The organism is Nocardioides sp. NPDC058538 (assembly GCF_042719275.1).
In the GTDB taxonomy this organism is placed as follows: domain Bacteria; phylum Actinomycetota; class Actinomycetes; order Propionibacteriales; family Nocardioidaceae; genus Nocardioides.
Genome location: NZ_JBHXNY010000029.1, coordinates 19,529 through 32,411, shown reverse-complemented (window position 1 = coordinate 32,411; position 12,883 = coordinate 19,529). Strand labels below are relative to the sequence as shown.

At 69.9% G+C, this 12,883-nt stretch carries 12 protein-coding genes; 6 read left to right on the top strand and 6 right to left on the bottom strand.

The window, feature by feature from the left end:
- The first annotated feature begins 37 nt into the window (after positions 1-37).
- From ACFWQC_RS21725 to ACFWQC_RS21710, 4 genes are all read left to right on the top strand, one after another.
- Positions 38-826, top strand: coding sequence for a biotin--[acetyl-CoA-carboxylase] ligase (locus ACFWQC_RS21725; protein WP_378682727.1), 789 nt, complete (start codon positions 38-40; stop codon positions 824-826).
- 24 nt (positions 827-850) lie between these two features.
- On the top strand, positions 851-1,801 hold the full coding sequence (locus ACFWQC_RS21720; protein ID WP_378682724.1) for an adenylate/guanylate cyclase domain-containing protein: 951 nt from the start codon (positions 851-853) through the stop codon (positions 1,799-1,801).
- Positions 1,802-2,050: 249 nt separating this feature from the next.
- On the top strand, positions 2,051-2,350 hold the full coding sequence (locus ACFWQC_RS21715) for a winged helix-turn-helix domain-containing protein (RefSeq protein WP_229788189.1): 300 nt from the start codon (positions 2,051-2,053) through the stop codon (positions 2,348-2,350).
- Between the two features lie 95 nt (positions 2,351-2,445).
- Positions 2,446-3,603, top strand: coding sequence for a 5-(carboxyamino)imidazole ribonucleotide synthase (locus ACFWQC_RS21710; protein WP_378682721.1), 1,158 nt, complete (start codon positions 2,446-2,448; stop codon positions 3,601-3,603).
- Between the two features lie 184 nt (positions 3,604-3,787).
- On the opposite strand, the gene ACFWQC_RS21705 is transcribed toward ACFWQC_RS21710, so the two are convergent.
- The 4 genes from ACFWQC_RS21705 to ACFWQC_RS21690 are packed head-to-tail and all read right to left on the bottom strand — an operon-like array spanning position 3,788 to position 10,718.
- The gene (locus ACFWQC_RS21705; RefSeq protein ID WP_378682718.1) at positions 3,788-6,520 is read right to left on the bottom strand and encodes a DEAD/DEAH box helicase; all 2,733 of its coding nucleotides are present in this window, start codon (positions 6,518-6,520) and stop codon (positions 3,788-3,790) included.
- A 58-nt stretch (positions 6,521-6,578) separates the two neighbouring features.
- Positions 6,579-7,241 (bottom strand): ATP-binding cassette domain-containing protein, encoded by a 663-nt coding sequence (locus tag ACFWQC_RS21700; protein ID WP_378682715.1) that lies wholly within the window; start codon positions 7,239-7,241, stop codon positions 6,579-6,581.
- On the bottom strand, positions 7,234-8,088 hold the full coding sequence (locus ACFWQC_RS21695) for an ABC transporter ATP-binding protein (RefSeq protein WP_378682712.1): 855 nt from the start codon (positions 8,086-8,088) through the stop codon (positions 7,234-7,236). The genes ACFWQC_RS21700 and ACFWQC_RS21695 overlap by 8 nt, the downstream gene beginning before the upstream one ends.
- Positions 8,085-10,718, bottom strand: a complete 2,634-nt coding sequence (locus ACFWQC_RS21690; RefSeq protein WP_378682709.1) for an FtsX-like permease family protein — start codon at positions 10,716-10,718, stop codon at positions 8,085-8,087. The genes ACFWQC_RS21695 and ACFWQC_RS21690 overlap by 4 nt, the downstream gene beginning before the upstream one ends.
- 116 nt (positions 10,719-10,834) lie before the next feature.
- Between ACFWQC_RS21690 and purE the strand changes: the two genes are divergently transcribed.
- Positions 10,835-11,329 carry a 5-(carboxyamino)imidazole ribonucleotide mutase gene (purE, locus tag ACFWQC_RS21685; protein ID WP_378682706.1) on the top strand — a complete coding sequence of 165 codons (495 nt, stop codon included), beginning with the start codon at positions 10,835-10,837 and terminating at the stop codon, positions 11,327-11,329.
- A gap of 3 nt (positions 11,330-11,332) precedes the next feature.
- Here purE and ACFWQC_RS21680 read toward each other — a convergent pair whose 3' ends face one another.
- Positions 11,333-11,815: a DUF2000 domain-containing protein gene (locus ACFWQC_RS21680; protein ID WP_378682703.1), complete on the bottom strand. Its 483-nt coding sequence runs from the start codon at positions 11,813-11,815 to the stop codon at positions 11,333-11,335.
- Between the two features lie 110 nt (positions 11,816-11,925).
- Here ACFWQC_RS21680 and ACFWQC_RS21675 point away from each other — a divergent pair, with 110 nt between their 5' ends.
- Positions 11,926-12,375: an Lrp/AsnC family transcriptional regulator gene (locus ACFWQC_RS21675; RefSeq protein ID WP_378682700.1), complete on the top strand. Its 450-nt coding sequence runs from the start codon at positions 11,926-11,928 to the stop codon at positions 12,373-12,375.
- 3 nt (positions 12,376-12,378) lie between these two features.
- On the opposite strand, the gene ACFWQC_RS21670 is transcribed toward ACFWQC_RS21675, so the two are convergent.
- On the bottom strand, positions 12,379-12,831 hold the full coding sequence (locus ACFWQC_RS21670) for a CoA-binding protein (protein ID WP_378682698.1): 453 nt from the start codon (positions 12,829-12,831) through the stop codon (positions 12,379-12,381).
- Positions 12,832-12,883 lie beyond the last annotated feature (52 nt).

The window sequence follows — 12,883 nt, the reverse complement described above, 5'->3', positions numbered from 1 at the left end:
TGCGAGGGCCAATCTAATCCTCGTGCCACCTTTCCCGATGCGACGCCCGTCACTTGACCGCTCCCGGCTCGATGCGTTGCCGGGAGGATGGCGCGTCGAGGTCCTCGACCAGACGCCTTCGACCAATGCCGTGCTGGCCGAGCGCGCGCGCTCGGGCGAGGCGCCGGGCCTGGTGATCACCACCGAGCACCAGACCGCCGGCCGGGGACGCCTGGATCGGGGCTGGACCACCCCGGCGCGCTCGGCGCTGACCGTCTCCGCGCTGCTGCGGCCCTCGCCCTCGATCCCGGTCGAGCGGTGGCCCTGGCTGCCGTTGATGACCGGTGTCGCGGTCGCATCGGTGCTGCGGAACAAGGGGTACGCAGCCGGGCTGAAGTGGCCCAACGACGTACTCATCGAAGGTCGCAAGGTCTGCGGGATCCTGATCGAGCGCATCGAAGGGCCTGAGGGCGCGGTCGCGGTGATCGGGTTCGGGCTCAACACCTCGCTCACGCGCGAGGAGCTGCCGATCGAGACCGCCACCTCGCTCGAGCTGGAGAGCGGTACGCCCGTCGACCGCACCGAGATGCTTGCCGCGCTGCTGGAGGAGCTGGGGGCTGCGTACGAGATCTGGGGCTCGGACCCCGCCGAGCTCGCTCGCCGCTACCGGGAGCTGTCGGTGACCGTCGGTGAGCAGGTACGCGCCGAGCTGCCGGGTGGGGACGTCTGGGAGGGCGTGGCCACCGAGATCGACGACTTCGGCCGCCTGGTCATCGCGACCGACGAGGGCTCTCGGGTGGTCGGTGCGGGCGACGTCATCCACGCCCGGCTCCGTCCGCGGTCGTGACGAGCCGGATGGCATGATCTGTTCGTGGCGAAATCGAAGCAGCCCGTCAACCTGACCTCGGCGGAGGTCGCCGAGAAGGCCGGCGTGAGCCTGGACCAGGCGAAGCGCCTGTGGCGTGCGCTCGGGTTCCCGGAGATCAAGGACGACGAGGCCTTCTTCGACGAGGCGGATGTGCAGGCCCTGGCCAAGGCCAACGAGATCGCCGGCAATGGGCTGGTCAGCTTCGACCTGGTCGTCAACCTGACCCGCGGCATCGGGCAGTCGATGGCACGGCTGTCCGACTACGAGGTCTCCGCGCTGCTGCACCACGTCGAGACCCAGAACGAGGACGACCGGACGCCCGCCGAGCTGCTGAAGGCGACCGTCTCGGTCTCCGAGCAGTTCGAGAGCGCGTTCGAGGAGATGATGATCTTCGCCTGGCGCCGGCACACGCGCGCGGCGCTCGCGCGGGCCGAGGCTTCGGTCGCCGGCCCCGAGGAGCAGCTGGGCACGGTCTGGCAGACGGTCGGGTTCGCCGACATCGTCTCGTTCACCGCACTGTCGAACACGCTGACCGAAGAGAAGATCGGCGACCTGGTCGAGCTCTTCGAGTCGCGGTGTGCCGACGTGGTGGCGACCTGGGGCGGCCGGATCATCAAGTCGCTCGGCGACTCGGTGCTCTTCGTCAACGACGACCCGCTCCAGGCGTACGGCACCGCCGAGGGGATCATCAACGTGATCGGCCGGGACCCGCGGATGCCGGACGTACGTGTCGGGCTCGCCTCCGGCAACGTCGTCTCGCGTCTCGGCGATGTCTTCGGACCGCCCGTGAACATGGCCGCGCGGCTGACCGCCGTCGCCCGCCGCAACCGAATCATCGTCGACGAGGCGACTGCCAAGACGTTGCCCGAGGACGAGTTCGAGACCCGGCGACTGGCCGCTCGACCGGTGCGAGGCTTCGGGATCGTGGAGCCCGTCGCTGTTCGTCGTGTCTGAATCGTGACCTTCAAGGGTGTGGCTGACCTGCAGATTCGCAGATTTGTTCACATTCCGTTGTAGTTAACAGTCGATCAACGCTGGGTGCTGACTGCTTTACCTGACCATGCCTTCGTGGGCATGGTTGAGTGCGCCATTCGGGGACGCACGTTTGTCATGCCCAATTCGTTGCACTCTGGCATGAAGATGTCAGTGGCAATATCGTGCAATCCTTTGCCAAGGGCTCTTTACCTCTTTAATGTCGGTCTCATGATCGAGGTACAGGAGATCAAGCTCGACCCGGAGACCCGGCGAGCATGGCGGAACGATGAGGAGCTGACGCTCTCTCGCAAGGAGTTCGACCTGGTCCACGCCCTGATCAAGAGGGCTGGCAACGTCGTCTCCCGTGACGAGTTGATGAGGGACGTGTGGAACGCGACCTTCTACACCTCGTCGAAGACCATCGACGTGCATCTGGGATGGGTGCGTCGCAAGCTGGGCGACGACCCCCGGAAGCCCCACCTGATCACCACCCTGCGCGGCAAGGGCCTGCGCTTCGAGAAGGCCTGACCTTCGTTCACCTGCCGGGGGTCGGGTTTCGCGGATAGCGTGAGGGGGATCCGCGAAATCGGCCCCGGCGGTGCAGTTTCCTTATTCTGTCCGTCGTGACCCTCGCACCGACACTCGCGATCATCGGCGGCGGCCAGCTGGCCCGCATGATGGCTCAGCCCGCAATCGCGCTCGGCCTCCCGCTCCGGCTTCTCGCCGAGGGCGAGGGTGTGTCGGCCGCTCAGGTGATCCCCGACCGGCTGGTCGGCGACTACCGCGACCTGGACACGCTGAAGAAGGCCACCGAGGGCTGTGAGGTGGTCACCTTCGACCACGAGCACGTCCCGACCGAGCACCTGCACGCGCTCGAGGCCGGCGGCGTCGCGGTCCGCCCCGGTCCGGACGCGCTCGTGCACGCCCAGGACAAGGGCGTCATGCGCGCTCGGCTGACCGAGCTCGGCGTCCCGTGCCCGCGCAACGCCATCGTGTCGTCCACGGCCGAGGTCGAAGCGTTCGGTTTCCCGTGCGTCCTCAAGACCACCCGCGGCGGCTATGACGGCAAGGGCGTCTGGGTCGTACGCGACGTCGCCGATGTCGCCGAGCCGCTCCGCGTCGCCGAGGAGGCGGGTGTCCAGGTTCTGGCCGAGGAGCTCGTCGACTTCCGTCGGGAGCTCTCCGCGATCGTTGCCCGTTCGCCGAGCGGTCAGGCCGCTGCGTACCCGGTCGTGCACACCTACCAGGAGAACGGCGTCTGCAAGGAGGTCATCGCTCCCGCGCCCGACCTCTCGCCCGAGCTCGCCGTCCAGGGCGAGCAGATCGCGCTGCGCATCGCGGGTGAGCTCGGCGTCGTCGGCATCCTGGCTGTGGAGATGTTCGAGACCGTCGACGGCCGGCTGCTCGTCAACGAGCTCGCCATGCGCCCCCACAACACCGGCCACTGGACCCAGGACGGCGCCGTCACCTCGCAGTTCGAGAACCACCTGCGCGCGGTCATGGACCTGCCCCTGGGCTCTCCCGCGCCCCGCGCGAAGTGGTCGATGATGGTCAACATCCTCGGCTCGACCCGGGAGAACGTCGGCCGCCTCTACGACGGCTACCCCCACGCCATGGCCCGCGACCCCCACCTCCGCGTCCACCTCTACGGCAAGGAGATGCGCCCGGGTCGCAAGGTCGGCCACGTCAACGTCTACGGCGACGACCTCGACGACTGCCTCGAGCGTGCCCGCCACGCCGCCGACTGGTTCCAGGGCGACCTCGGCAACGACTCCGACTGACAGCCGAAGCGTCACCCCCGTCGGCCGAAGCGTCACCCCGGTCGGTCGAGACGTCACCCCGGTCGGTCGAGACGTCACTCGCGCCGGCCGAAGCGGCATTCGGCTGCCAACTCGGCCGACCTAAGTGACGCCTCGGCCGACGTACCTGACGTCTCGGCCGACGTAGCTGACGTCTCGGCGGGGGTCAGACGCCGAGGCGCCGGCGTTCGGTGGCGACGACGTCGCGGGCGATCTCGGCGTCGGAGGCTTCGGACGCCAGGGCGGTGACAGCGTCGTCGGGGTGCGAGGTCTCGTACGCTTCGGGGCTGCTGGCGGCGGTGGCGCTGACCCGGGCGAAGTCGTCGAAGAGCTCGGCTTTGGCCGCGAGGATGTCGTGGACGCGCTGGTCGACGCCGATCTCCGAGAGCAGGCGGTGGACCTGGACGGACTGGAGCTGGCCCATCCGGCGGGCGCGGGCGATGGCCTGCCACTCGATGGTCGGCTTGAGTTGGGGCTCGCAGATGACGACGACGCTGGCCGACTGGATGTTGAGGCCGACGCCACCGGCGACGATCTGGGTGATCAGCACGGCACCGTGCCCGGCCGCGGAGAACTCGTCGACCATCTGCTGGCGTTCCTCGGCGGGGACCGACCCGGTGAGCGGGCCGAAGACCTCGCCCGGCAGCAGCGTGACCAGGTCGTCGAGGACCTTCCTGAAGTGGGAGAACACGATCACGCGGCGGCCGTTCTCCTCGGCCTCGCCGACGATCTCGACCAGCCGCTCGACCTTCGCCGACGAGGTGCCCTGAAGCATCGCGGCCTGCCGCATGGCCATGAAGTTGCCGTCGCGGACGCACTCGGCGTACGCCCTCTCGTCGGCCACGGACAGCGGCAGCCAGTCCTCGACCTCGACGAGGTCGGGCAGCTCGGTGAGCACGTCCTCCTGGTTGCGGCGCAGGTAGACCGGGGCGACCTGTTTGCGGAACCGGTGGGGGTTGAACTCGTCAGCGGAGAGCAGCAGGTCGGGGCGGAGATAGGAGACCAGGTTGCGGAACTCCTCGATCCGGTTCTCCATCGGGGTGCCGGTGAGCAGGATGGCGCGCTCGCAGGCGTCGAGGACGCGGCGTACGCGTTCGGTGCGCTGGGTGCGCGGCGACTTGATCATGTGCGCCTCGTCGACCACGACGCAGGCGACCTTGACCTGGTCGAGGAACGGCTGGATCGCGTTGAGCGTCTCATAGGTGGTCACCGCGACGCCGCCCTGCTCGACCCAGATCTTGGCGGCCTTCAGGCGGCGGTTGCCATGGAGACGGTGAGGGACCAGGGTCGTCTTCGAGTCGGTCTCGCGCACCCAGTTGGTGACCACGGCAGCGGGGCAGACGACCAGCGTGTGGGACGCGCCCATCGCGTGCAGATGAGCGAACACGGCCAGCGACTGGAGCGTCTTGCCGAGCCCCATCTCGTCGCCGATGATCACCTTCATCTGCACCAGCGCGAAGCGGACGCCGAAGTGCTGGTAGCCGCGCAGCGACGCGGTCAGGTTGTTGGTGCGCAGCTCCTGGGCCCGCACCGCCTCGATGATCTCGGCCGACAGGTCACCATGGATCTTGTCCTCGTCCTCGGTGAGGAAGCCGAGCTCGGAGAGCATCGCGTAGTAGTCGGCCGGCCGTTTCTCGAAGTCCTCCCACGGGTCGGCGGGCCGGTTGCCAGGGCGCACCCGGCGGGCCATCTCGGCCCGGTGAGCGATCGCCTGCAGCGCGCCCTGGAAGTCGTCGAGGCTGGCCGCGTTGGCCAGGATCAGATGGAACCTCGCACCGCCCTTGGACGGCTGAGTGAGCGACCGGGTCAGCGGCCGCAGCGACTGGACCAGGGCGAGCTCGGCCCCCGCGTCCTTCGTACGCCGCCCGGCCTCCCACTCCGCCAGCCGCGCGAGCAGCCTGGTGGCCGCCGGGGTGCGGCGCTCGTGGTCGATGGCGAGCGGCATCTCGTCGTAGGTGCGCTGCCACAGCGCCTGTGCCGCCTCCTGCATCCGCATCGCGGTGGCCGGTCCGACTCCGGGGAGTTGTCGCAGGTCAGAGGCGGGATGGATGACCTCGTGGACGGTACGGATCCCGGCCTCGAGGAGGGGTTCGACGCGTACGAGATCGGCGAGCTCGTCGACCGGCAGCGACCTCACCGCCGTGTCGGTGTCCGCGCTCCGGACCGCGTTGGCGGCGTCGGTCGCGGCTCGGCGCGCGGGCTCCTCGGAGCGCCTGGCCTCGTTGAGGGCCTCGCCCTCGTTGCGCAGCACGAGGACGCCCTTGCGCGGAGCCAGCACCGCCTCGGAGCCGAGGTCGGAGAGCGCCTCCAGGAGACCGACGCTCGGCAGCAGCGCCTCGCGGATCCGTACCCGGCGCCGGGACGGGAGCCTGTTAAGCTCGTCGAGCCGCGCCGGCGCCTGGATCTCGCTCGCGCGCTGGCGCAGATCGAGGACCTGTCTCCCCGCCAGCTCGGCCTCCTCGCGGCGGCTCCTGCGCACCAGCAGACGCCGCGCCCCGGAAGCCCTCTTGGCCTGCGTCACGACGTCCGCTGCGTCGGCGAGCGAGTCGACGAGCTCCTGGGTGGTCTCCTCGACCGGCTCGAGCGCGTGCCGCCGCGCGATCGCGGCCAGGCGCGGCCCGTCGCTCCGGTCCAGGGCGATGCTGCGCCAGGCCACCTGCGCCGCGCGCTTCAGCTCGGCCGCGCTCGCCCGGTAGTGGTCGACCGCCTCGGCCGCCTCCTGCTCGATCTCGGCCCGTGCGCGGGTCGCCGACGCCGTCTGCCGGGACCAGGACGCGACCTGCCGCAACTGGGACGGCAGCGCCTTGCGCTCCGCCTTGGTCAGCCCGGTGAACCGCTCGACCGCGGTCGGGTTCGGCGGCGCGCTGACGACGACGTCGGTGCTCGTAGCTGGATCCATCTGCCTTTGTGGGGTCGTGGGGGAGAGTGGCCAGCACACTAGCGGGCAGGACCGACACTCAGGTGACAGGCAGAGGTCGGGGCCATGACGCGACCCCCTCGTCGAGGGTGAGCTCGGCGTCCGCCTCGGCGGCGGCCTCGGGGTCGTGGGTGGCGAGGACGACGATCGCGCCGCGCGCCGCCTCGGCCCGAAGCGCGGCGATCATCCGCTCCCGGTTGCCGGCGTCCAGGTCGCTGGTGGACTCGTCGGCGAGGATCACCGCGGCCCGAATCGCGAAGGCGCGGGCGAGCGCGACCCGCTGCTGCTGACCGCCGGAGAGCTCGTCGACGAGGTGGCGTCCGGACTCCGCGAGGCCGACCAGCTCGAGTGCGGCCGCGGTGCGCTCGAGCGCTTCCCGGGGTGGCACCTTGCGGGCAAGCATCGGTACCAGGACGTTCTCCTCCGCGGAGAGCGCCCCGGCGAGACCGTTGCCCTGGGGGATGAGGGTGACGCCGCGGTCGGCGGCGTCGTCCCGGCCGGCGAGGGGTGCTCCGTCCACGTTCACGGAACCTGCTGCCCGGGGCAGGGCGCCGGCCAGCGCCCACAGCAGCGACGACTTCCCGGCGCCCGAGGGCCCGGTGACCGCCAGCATCACGCCCGCCCCGAGGTCGAGATCGATCGCCTCGACGGCGACCAGGTCCCCGTACGTCACCGTCAACCCGTTCGCGCGAAGCTCACTCATCGCTCGCCTCCTCGTGCTCGGGAACGAGCTCATAGTGACCGTCCACCGGATGGAAACGGACCAGTGTGCCTGGTGGAAGCACGTCGCGTACGTGGCCGGGAAGCGGGAGCGAACCATCTGCCGTCACCACGGCGTACTCCTCGCCGCTGCGCCCCTCGCCACCGATACGGCCGTCGCGGATGGTGACCGTGCGGGGCAGGAACGAGGCGACGTGCGGATCGTGGGTGACGAGTACGACAGTCGTACCGTGGGCGCGGTTGATCCAGGCGAGCCGCTCGAGGACGAGATCGCGGGCGGCGTGGCCGAGCTGGCTGGTCGGCTCGTCGGCGAGGACGAGGCCGGGCCGGGTGGCGAGAGCGACCGCCAGTGCGACGAGCTGCAGCTCGCCAGGGGTGAGGCCGGTCAGCGGACGGTCGGCCACGTCGGCGATGCCGAGCTCGCCGAGCACCTCCCCAGCGGTGGGTAGATCCTTGGTCGCGCGGGCCGCGCGCTGCGCGAAACCCACGTTGGCTGCCGCAGTGGCGTAGGGCAGCAGGTTGCGTCCGGCACCCTGGAGCATGAGTGAGACCTGGGTTGCCCGGAGTCGGTCCAGCTCCTTCGTGCTGGCCGATGAGACCTCGTGCGCGCCCACGAAGATCTTGCCGGCGCTGGGCCGGAAGACGCCGGCCAGGAGACTCATCAGCGTCGACTTCCCGGATCCTGAAGGGCCCAGCAGCCCCATCAGCTCGCCGGGTCTCACGTCCAGGTCGACGCCGGAGAGGGCGGCCACGTCGTGTCCCTCTGCGTGGTAGATGTGCACCAGGCCGTGGGTACGGATGCCCATCCCGCTGCTCATCCCGCTGCTCATTCCGTCTCCCGGACCCGGTCGAGGCGCGCAGCGGCCGCGACCGCCCGGCCGAGGAGGACGGCTGCTGTGCTGAGGACCAGCAGACAGCCGAGCGTGGTCAGTCCGACCGCCAGCCATGGGACGGACAGGTCGATGGTGTCGACGGCAGGTGGCACTGCGAAGAGGGGTATGTCGGGCAGGGTCAGCAGGGCGCCGAGCACACCGGCTCCGGCACCGGCGAGGACTCCCAGGATCACCGGCACCAGCTGCGTGGCGCCCGGGAGCCCTCTGACCGTGCGCCGATCCACGCCCGCCAACCACAGCGAGGCCAGATCGCGAGCGCGGGTGCGCCAGCCGGTCACCGTGAGCACGCTCAGCGCGAGCACGGCGATCGCCACCGCGGCGAGCCCGACCACGACGCCGAGCCGCAGGCTCCAGGCAGCGACCGACTCGTCCAGGCTGCGGCGTACGTCTCTCAGGGTTCGGGTCTCGGCGATGATGATGCCTTCTTCCTCGAGGTCGGCGCTGACCCGGTCGAGCAGCCCCCGATCCTCGGCGGCGAACCACAGGGAGATGGTGGAATCGGCGTCGGGAGGGGCGAGCTCCTGGGCGGTGGTGAGGTCGACAAGGGCGACGTCCGGGCCGCCGCCGGGGACCCGGTCGATGGCCGCGATCTCCTCGCCGTCCTGCTCGATGCCGTCGAGGCCGACGATGGTGACCTCCTCGTCCTCGAAGAGCGCCCCGGTGGTGATGACCGGGACCGGTTCGCGCGCGCTTCCGTCTGTGAGTGCTTTCCATTGGTCGGCGCTGGGCGCGTCCCCGGTGTCAAAGAGAGCGATCTGCCGGAACCCCTGCGGATCGACAGCGAACGTCGTAGCGCCGCCGCTGGGCGCTGCGGCCCGTACGACGGGGGTCACCTGGGCGCTCTCGGGGTCGATCCTCGCGAGCGCACGACGTACTGACCTGAGGTTGTCGGCGGTCGACCGCTGGCCCTGGAGCTCGGCGATCAACGGGGCGCCCGCCGCCTGTTCCGCTGCGACGGCGCGGTTGCGCTCACCCACGAGGAGGCCGCAGACCGAGAAGACGGCGAGCGCGCTGGCGACGGTGGCCAGGGCGACCGTACGCCGCGTGGCGATGCTCCGCGACGCCTCCAGCAGCGAGATGCCGGCGCGCAGATGGCCGCGGCGCAGCAGCGTGCGTCCGATTCGCATCGCCGTCGGCGTGAAGAGGTGTGCGAGAACGAGACCGACCAGCGCGGAGAGCAGCGCAGGGGCGGCGAGCGCGATGGGCCCGGTCAGGCTGCCTGTCACAAAGGCGACCACGCACGCCCCGCACGCGGCCATGGCCACGGCGTCGCCAGCGCCGATCGCCCATCCCGAGCGACGGCGGCGGGTCCGGTGGAGCAAGGTGCCGAGGGGTTCGCGGGCGACCCGGTAGACGGCCGCGTACGTCACCAGGACCAGGACCGCGCAGGCGATGACTCCGGACGCCAGCATGTCCCGGGGAAGTTCGAAGGGTGGATCGCCGGGCAGCGCGTACTCACGCGCGAGGGTGGCGGCGAGGATCGCCACGGCCGTCCCGGGGACGATCCCGGCGAGCACGGCGGGGAGCAGCTCGCCCATCAGCAAGGACCTGGCGCCTGACGCACCTCGTCCCCGAAGCCGCGCGACCACCACCTCCGGGCGGCGCTGGTCCGTCGCGGCGAGCAGCATCAGCCACAAGACGATCACCCCGAGCACACCCAGCTGTACAAGGAGCAGCGGCACCGTCGTCCGGCTCTGTTCGATCTGAGTATCGACCTCGTCGGTGAGCTCGGGAAGCGATGTCACCAACGACGTGATCGTGTCCCCGAACATCTCGTCGTGCTCCCCGACCTTCTCGGCCCGCGCCCGGAGGTCACGTAGGTCGCCCTCGAGAGCGGTGAGCTCGTCCACCCCCACGGCATCGGCGCGCAGCCGCGATCCCACCCATGGGCGCTCGGCGTCGAGGAACGGTGTCGAGCCACCGAAGGTCGACTCGTCGGTCAGCCACACATCGTGCTGGACGATGTCACCGGCGGCGATCCCGGCCCGGCCCTCCAGCTGAAGGCCTTGCCACCACGCGTCGTCGTCGGCCCGGTAGGTGCCGACGACCCGGTAGGTCATCGACGGCGTCGGCGGCTGGTGATAGTTCATGTCCACCGGCGGCCTGGCTGCCATCGACTTCACCGTGCTCCCGATGGCGACGTCGTAGGTCTTCGCCTCGTTGTCGGTGATCAGGATCTCGCGGCTCCGGTCGGGACAGGTGCCCGCGGTGATCCTGATGTGGTCGCACTGGCCCTCGCGCCACCAGATGTCACCTCGCGGGACGGAGAGCGAGGCAGGACTGAGATCGAGGTCGGCGACGGCATTGCGCCCGGTGACGGGGGTCTCGAAGAGCGAGGAGCTCGGAAGCTGTCGTGCGAGCTCTGCGGGGTCGGTGCGCTCCAGAAGATAGTCCGCCGGTGGTCCGAAGATCTGGAGGTCGCGCTCCACGCTGGGCGCGTTGTCGAGGGTGACCGCGGTGGCAGCCTGCTGCATCGCGCGGTCGTAGAGCGGAGCGAAGACAGCACACGCGGTGATCAGCGCGGACAGCAGCGAGATGACCACGGCCTGGCCGAGCCGGTATCTCATGGCGGATATCACGGGGCACACGATCTCTTAACCTTGTGAGGCGCGACAGCGAATTACGGCCACCGTTGGGCGGCCCGGTTCCCGCGTACACATGCTCGTCGGCCTAGCCTTGGCCCATGAGCGCTCGCGTAGGCATCGTGATGGGATCCGACTCCGACTGGCCGACGATGAAGGCCGCGGCCGAGCTCTTGGACGAGTTCGGGATCGAGTGGGAGGCCGACGTGAAGTCGGCCCACCGGATGCCGCAGGAGATGCTCGACTACGGTCGCGAGGCTGCCGGTCGCGGCCTCTCCGTGATCATCGCCGGCGCGGGTGGTGCGGCTGCGCTTCCGGGCATGCTCGCCTCGGTCACACCGCTGCCCGTCATCGGCGTCCCCGTGCCGCTGAAGTACCTCGACGGACTCGACTCGCTGATGTCGATCGTCCAGATGCCCGGCGGCATCCCGGTGGCCACCGTCGCCATCGGGAATGCCAAGAACGCCGGCATCCTCGCCGCCCGCATCCTCGGCGTCGCCGACCCCGAGCTGCAGCAGAAGCTGGTGGCGTACGAGACCTCGCTCGCCGACCTCGCCCGCGAGAAGGGCGAGGTCGTACGCCGAGCCACCTCCTGAGGCTCAGGGCAGGAGCGAAAGCCCCTTGACCAGCTTGTCGATGATCCGGCGTGGGCCGAAGAGGCTGACCGCCGCGTAGGACAGGTCGGCACCGCGACTGCTCCCGACCGCGAACAGATAGTCGTCGTACACCTTCGTGTGCTGCGCCTGGGTGGGCATGTCGATCACCGTGACCCCGGGCTGGGCGACGGCCTGACGCCGCAGATCGGTCAGCCGCTGAGCAGGGGCGCCCAGCACCGTACAGCCGATCCAGGGCAGCCCCGGGTGTGCCGAGTCGTCGGCGTCGACCGCGTCCTCCCCGAGCAGGCCGGCCGTACGCTGCGTGGTCGCCGCCGCGACGCAGACGGCCGCGTTCACCGCGCGTCCGGCCGGAACTGTCTGGTCGACGACGACCACCCACTTGAACGGTACGTCCCGCGTGCTCGCGGACTGGTCGATCTCGTCCGGCGCGAACCCGATCCGGGCCGCTTCGACGTCTGTGCTCATCGCTCTGCCTCCTGTCATTCGTCAACTGATCTGGCGACAAGTCTTAGGAATGTCAGGTCAAGAATCAATCGGGCCGGTCATTGTCAGGAGAATCGGTTAAACTGGAGTGCATGGATGAAGTCGACCGTCAGATTCTGGCCGCCTGGACGATGGATGCACGGCGGAGCCTTCGCGACATCGCCGCCGAAGTCGGCGTTTCGGCTACCACCGTGCACGACCGCGCGCGGGCGATGCAGCGTCGCGGGCTCATCCGCGGGGCCTACCTCGACCTCGACCTACGCCAGATCGACCGGGGGGTGCAGGCGCTCGTCGCGGTGCGCATCCGGCCGCCCTCGCGCGCCAACATCGAGGCCTTCCGCGACTGGGTCGCCGCGCTCCCCGAAGCCGTCGGCGTCTTCGTCACCTCCGGCCGGATGGACTTCATCGTCCACGTCGCGGTCGCCGACAACGACGCGCTCTATGCGTTCGTGATCGACCGGCTCACCTCGCGAGCCGAGATCGCCGACGTGGAGACCTCGGTGATCTACGAGCACCTGCGGACGATGACGTTCGAGCCGTAGCTCTTACGCCTGTGCGCCGGACCTGGCGCGCTGGAACCAGATCTTGCTGGGGCAGGTGTCCATGACCATCGGTACGCCGGCCGCGGTGGTGCGCTCGAAGGCCGACTCGTCGACGACGCCCATCTGGAACCAGACGCCGCCGGCGCCGATCGCTACGGCCTCGTCGGCGAACTGGCCGGCGGCCTCGGAGCGGCGGAAGACGTCGACGACGTCGATCCTTCCGACGGCCGCGGCGGCGTCGGCCAGGGTCGCGTAGACCTTCTCACCGAGCACCTCCTTGCCCTCGGCGGCGGCGCCCGGGTGGATCGGGATGATCCGCTTGCCGTGCTGCTGGAGCTCCTGCGCGATCGAGTAGGCGGTACGCCACGGATCGCCCGAGAGGCCGACGATGGCCCACGTCTCGGAGTCGTCGAGAAGCTTGTCGATTGTGTTCTGGTCAAGCCATGCCGAGGTCATGTAGCGCACAACAACAACGTGGCTCGGAGGATTCCGTGACCCGCCGACGTGG

Excerpts from the sequence above, each read along its gene's own strand:
- ACFWQC_RS21725 (WP_378682727.1), top strand. The coding sequence starts at position 38 with ATGCGACGCCCGTCACTTGACCGCTCCCGGCTCGATGCGTTGCCGGGA.
- ACFWQC_RS21715 (WP_229788189.1), top strand. The coding sequence starts at position 2,051 with ATGATCGAGGTACAGGAGATCAAGCTCGACCCGGAGACCCGGCGAGCA.
- ACFWQC_RS21705 (WP_378682718.1), bottom strand. The coding sequence starts at position 6,520 with ATGGATCCAGCTACGAGCACCGACGTCGTCGTCAGCGCGCCGCCGAAC.
- ACFWQC_RS21700 (WP_378682715.1), bottom strand. The coding sequence starts at position 7,241 with ATGAGTGAGCTTCGCGCGAACGGGTTGACGGTGACGTACGGGGACCTG.
- ACFWQC_RS21695 (WP_378682712.1), bottom strand. The coding sequence starts at position 8,088 with ATGAGCAGCGGGATGAGCAGCGGGATGGGCATCCGTACCCACGGCCTG.
- ACFWQC_RS21690 (WP_378682709.1), bottom strand. The coding sequence starts at position 10,718 with ATGAGATACCGGCTCGGCCAGGCCGTGGTCATCTCGCTGCTGTCCGCG.
- purE (WP_378682706.1), top strand. The coding sequence starts at position 10,835 with ATGAGCGCTCGCGTAGGCATCGTGATGGGATCCGACTCCGACTGGCCG.
- ACFWQC_RS21680 (WP_378682703.1), bottom strand. The coding sequence starts at position 11,815 with ATGAGCACAGACGTCGAAGCGGCCCGGATCGGGTTCGCGCCGGACGAG.
- ACFWQC_RS21675 (WP_378682700.1), top strand. The coding sequence starts at position 11,926 with ATGGATGAAGTCGACCGTCAGATTCTGGCCGCCTGGACGATGGATGCA.
- ACFWQC_RS21670 (WP_378682698.1), bottom strand. The coding sequence starts at position 12,831 with ATGACCTCGGCATGGCTTGACCAGAACACAATCGACAAGCTTCTCGAC.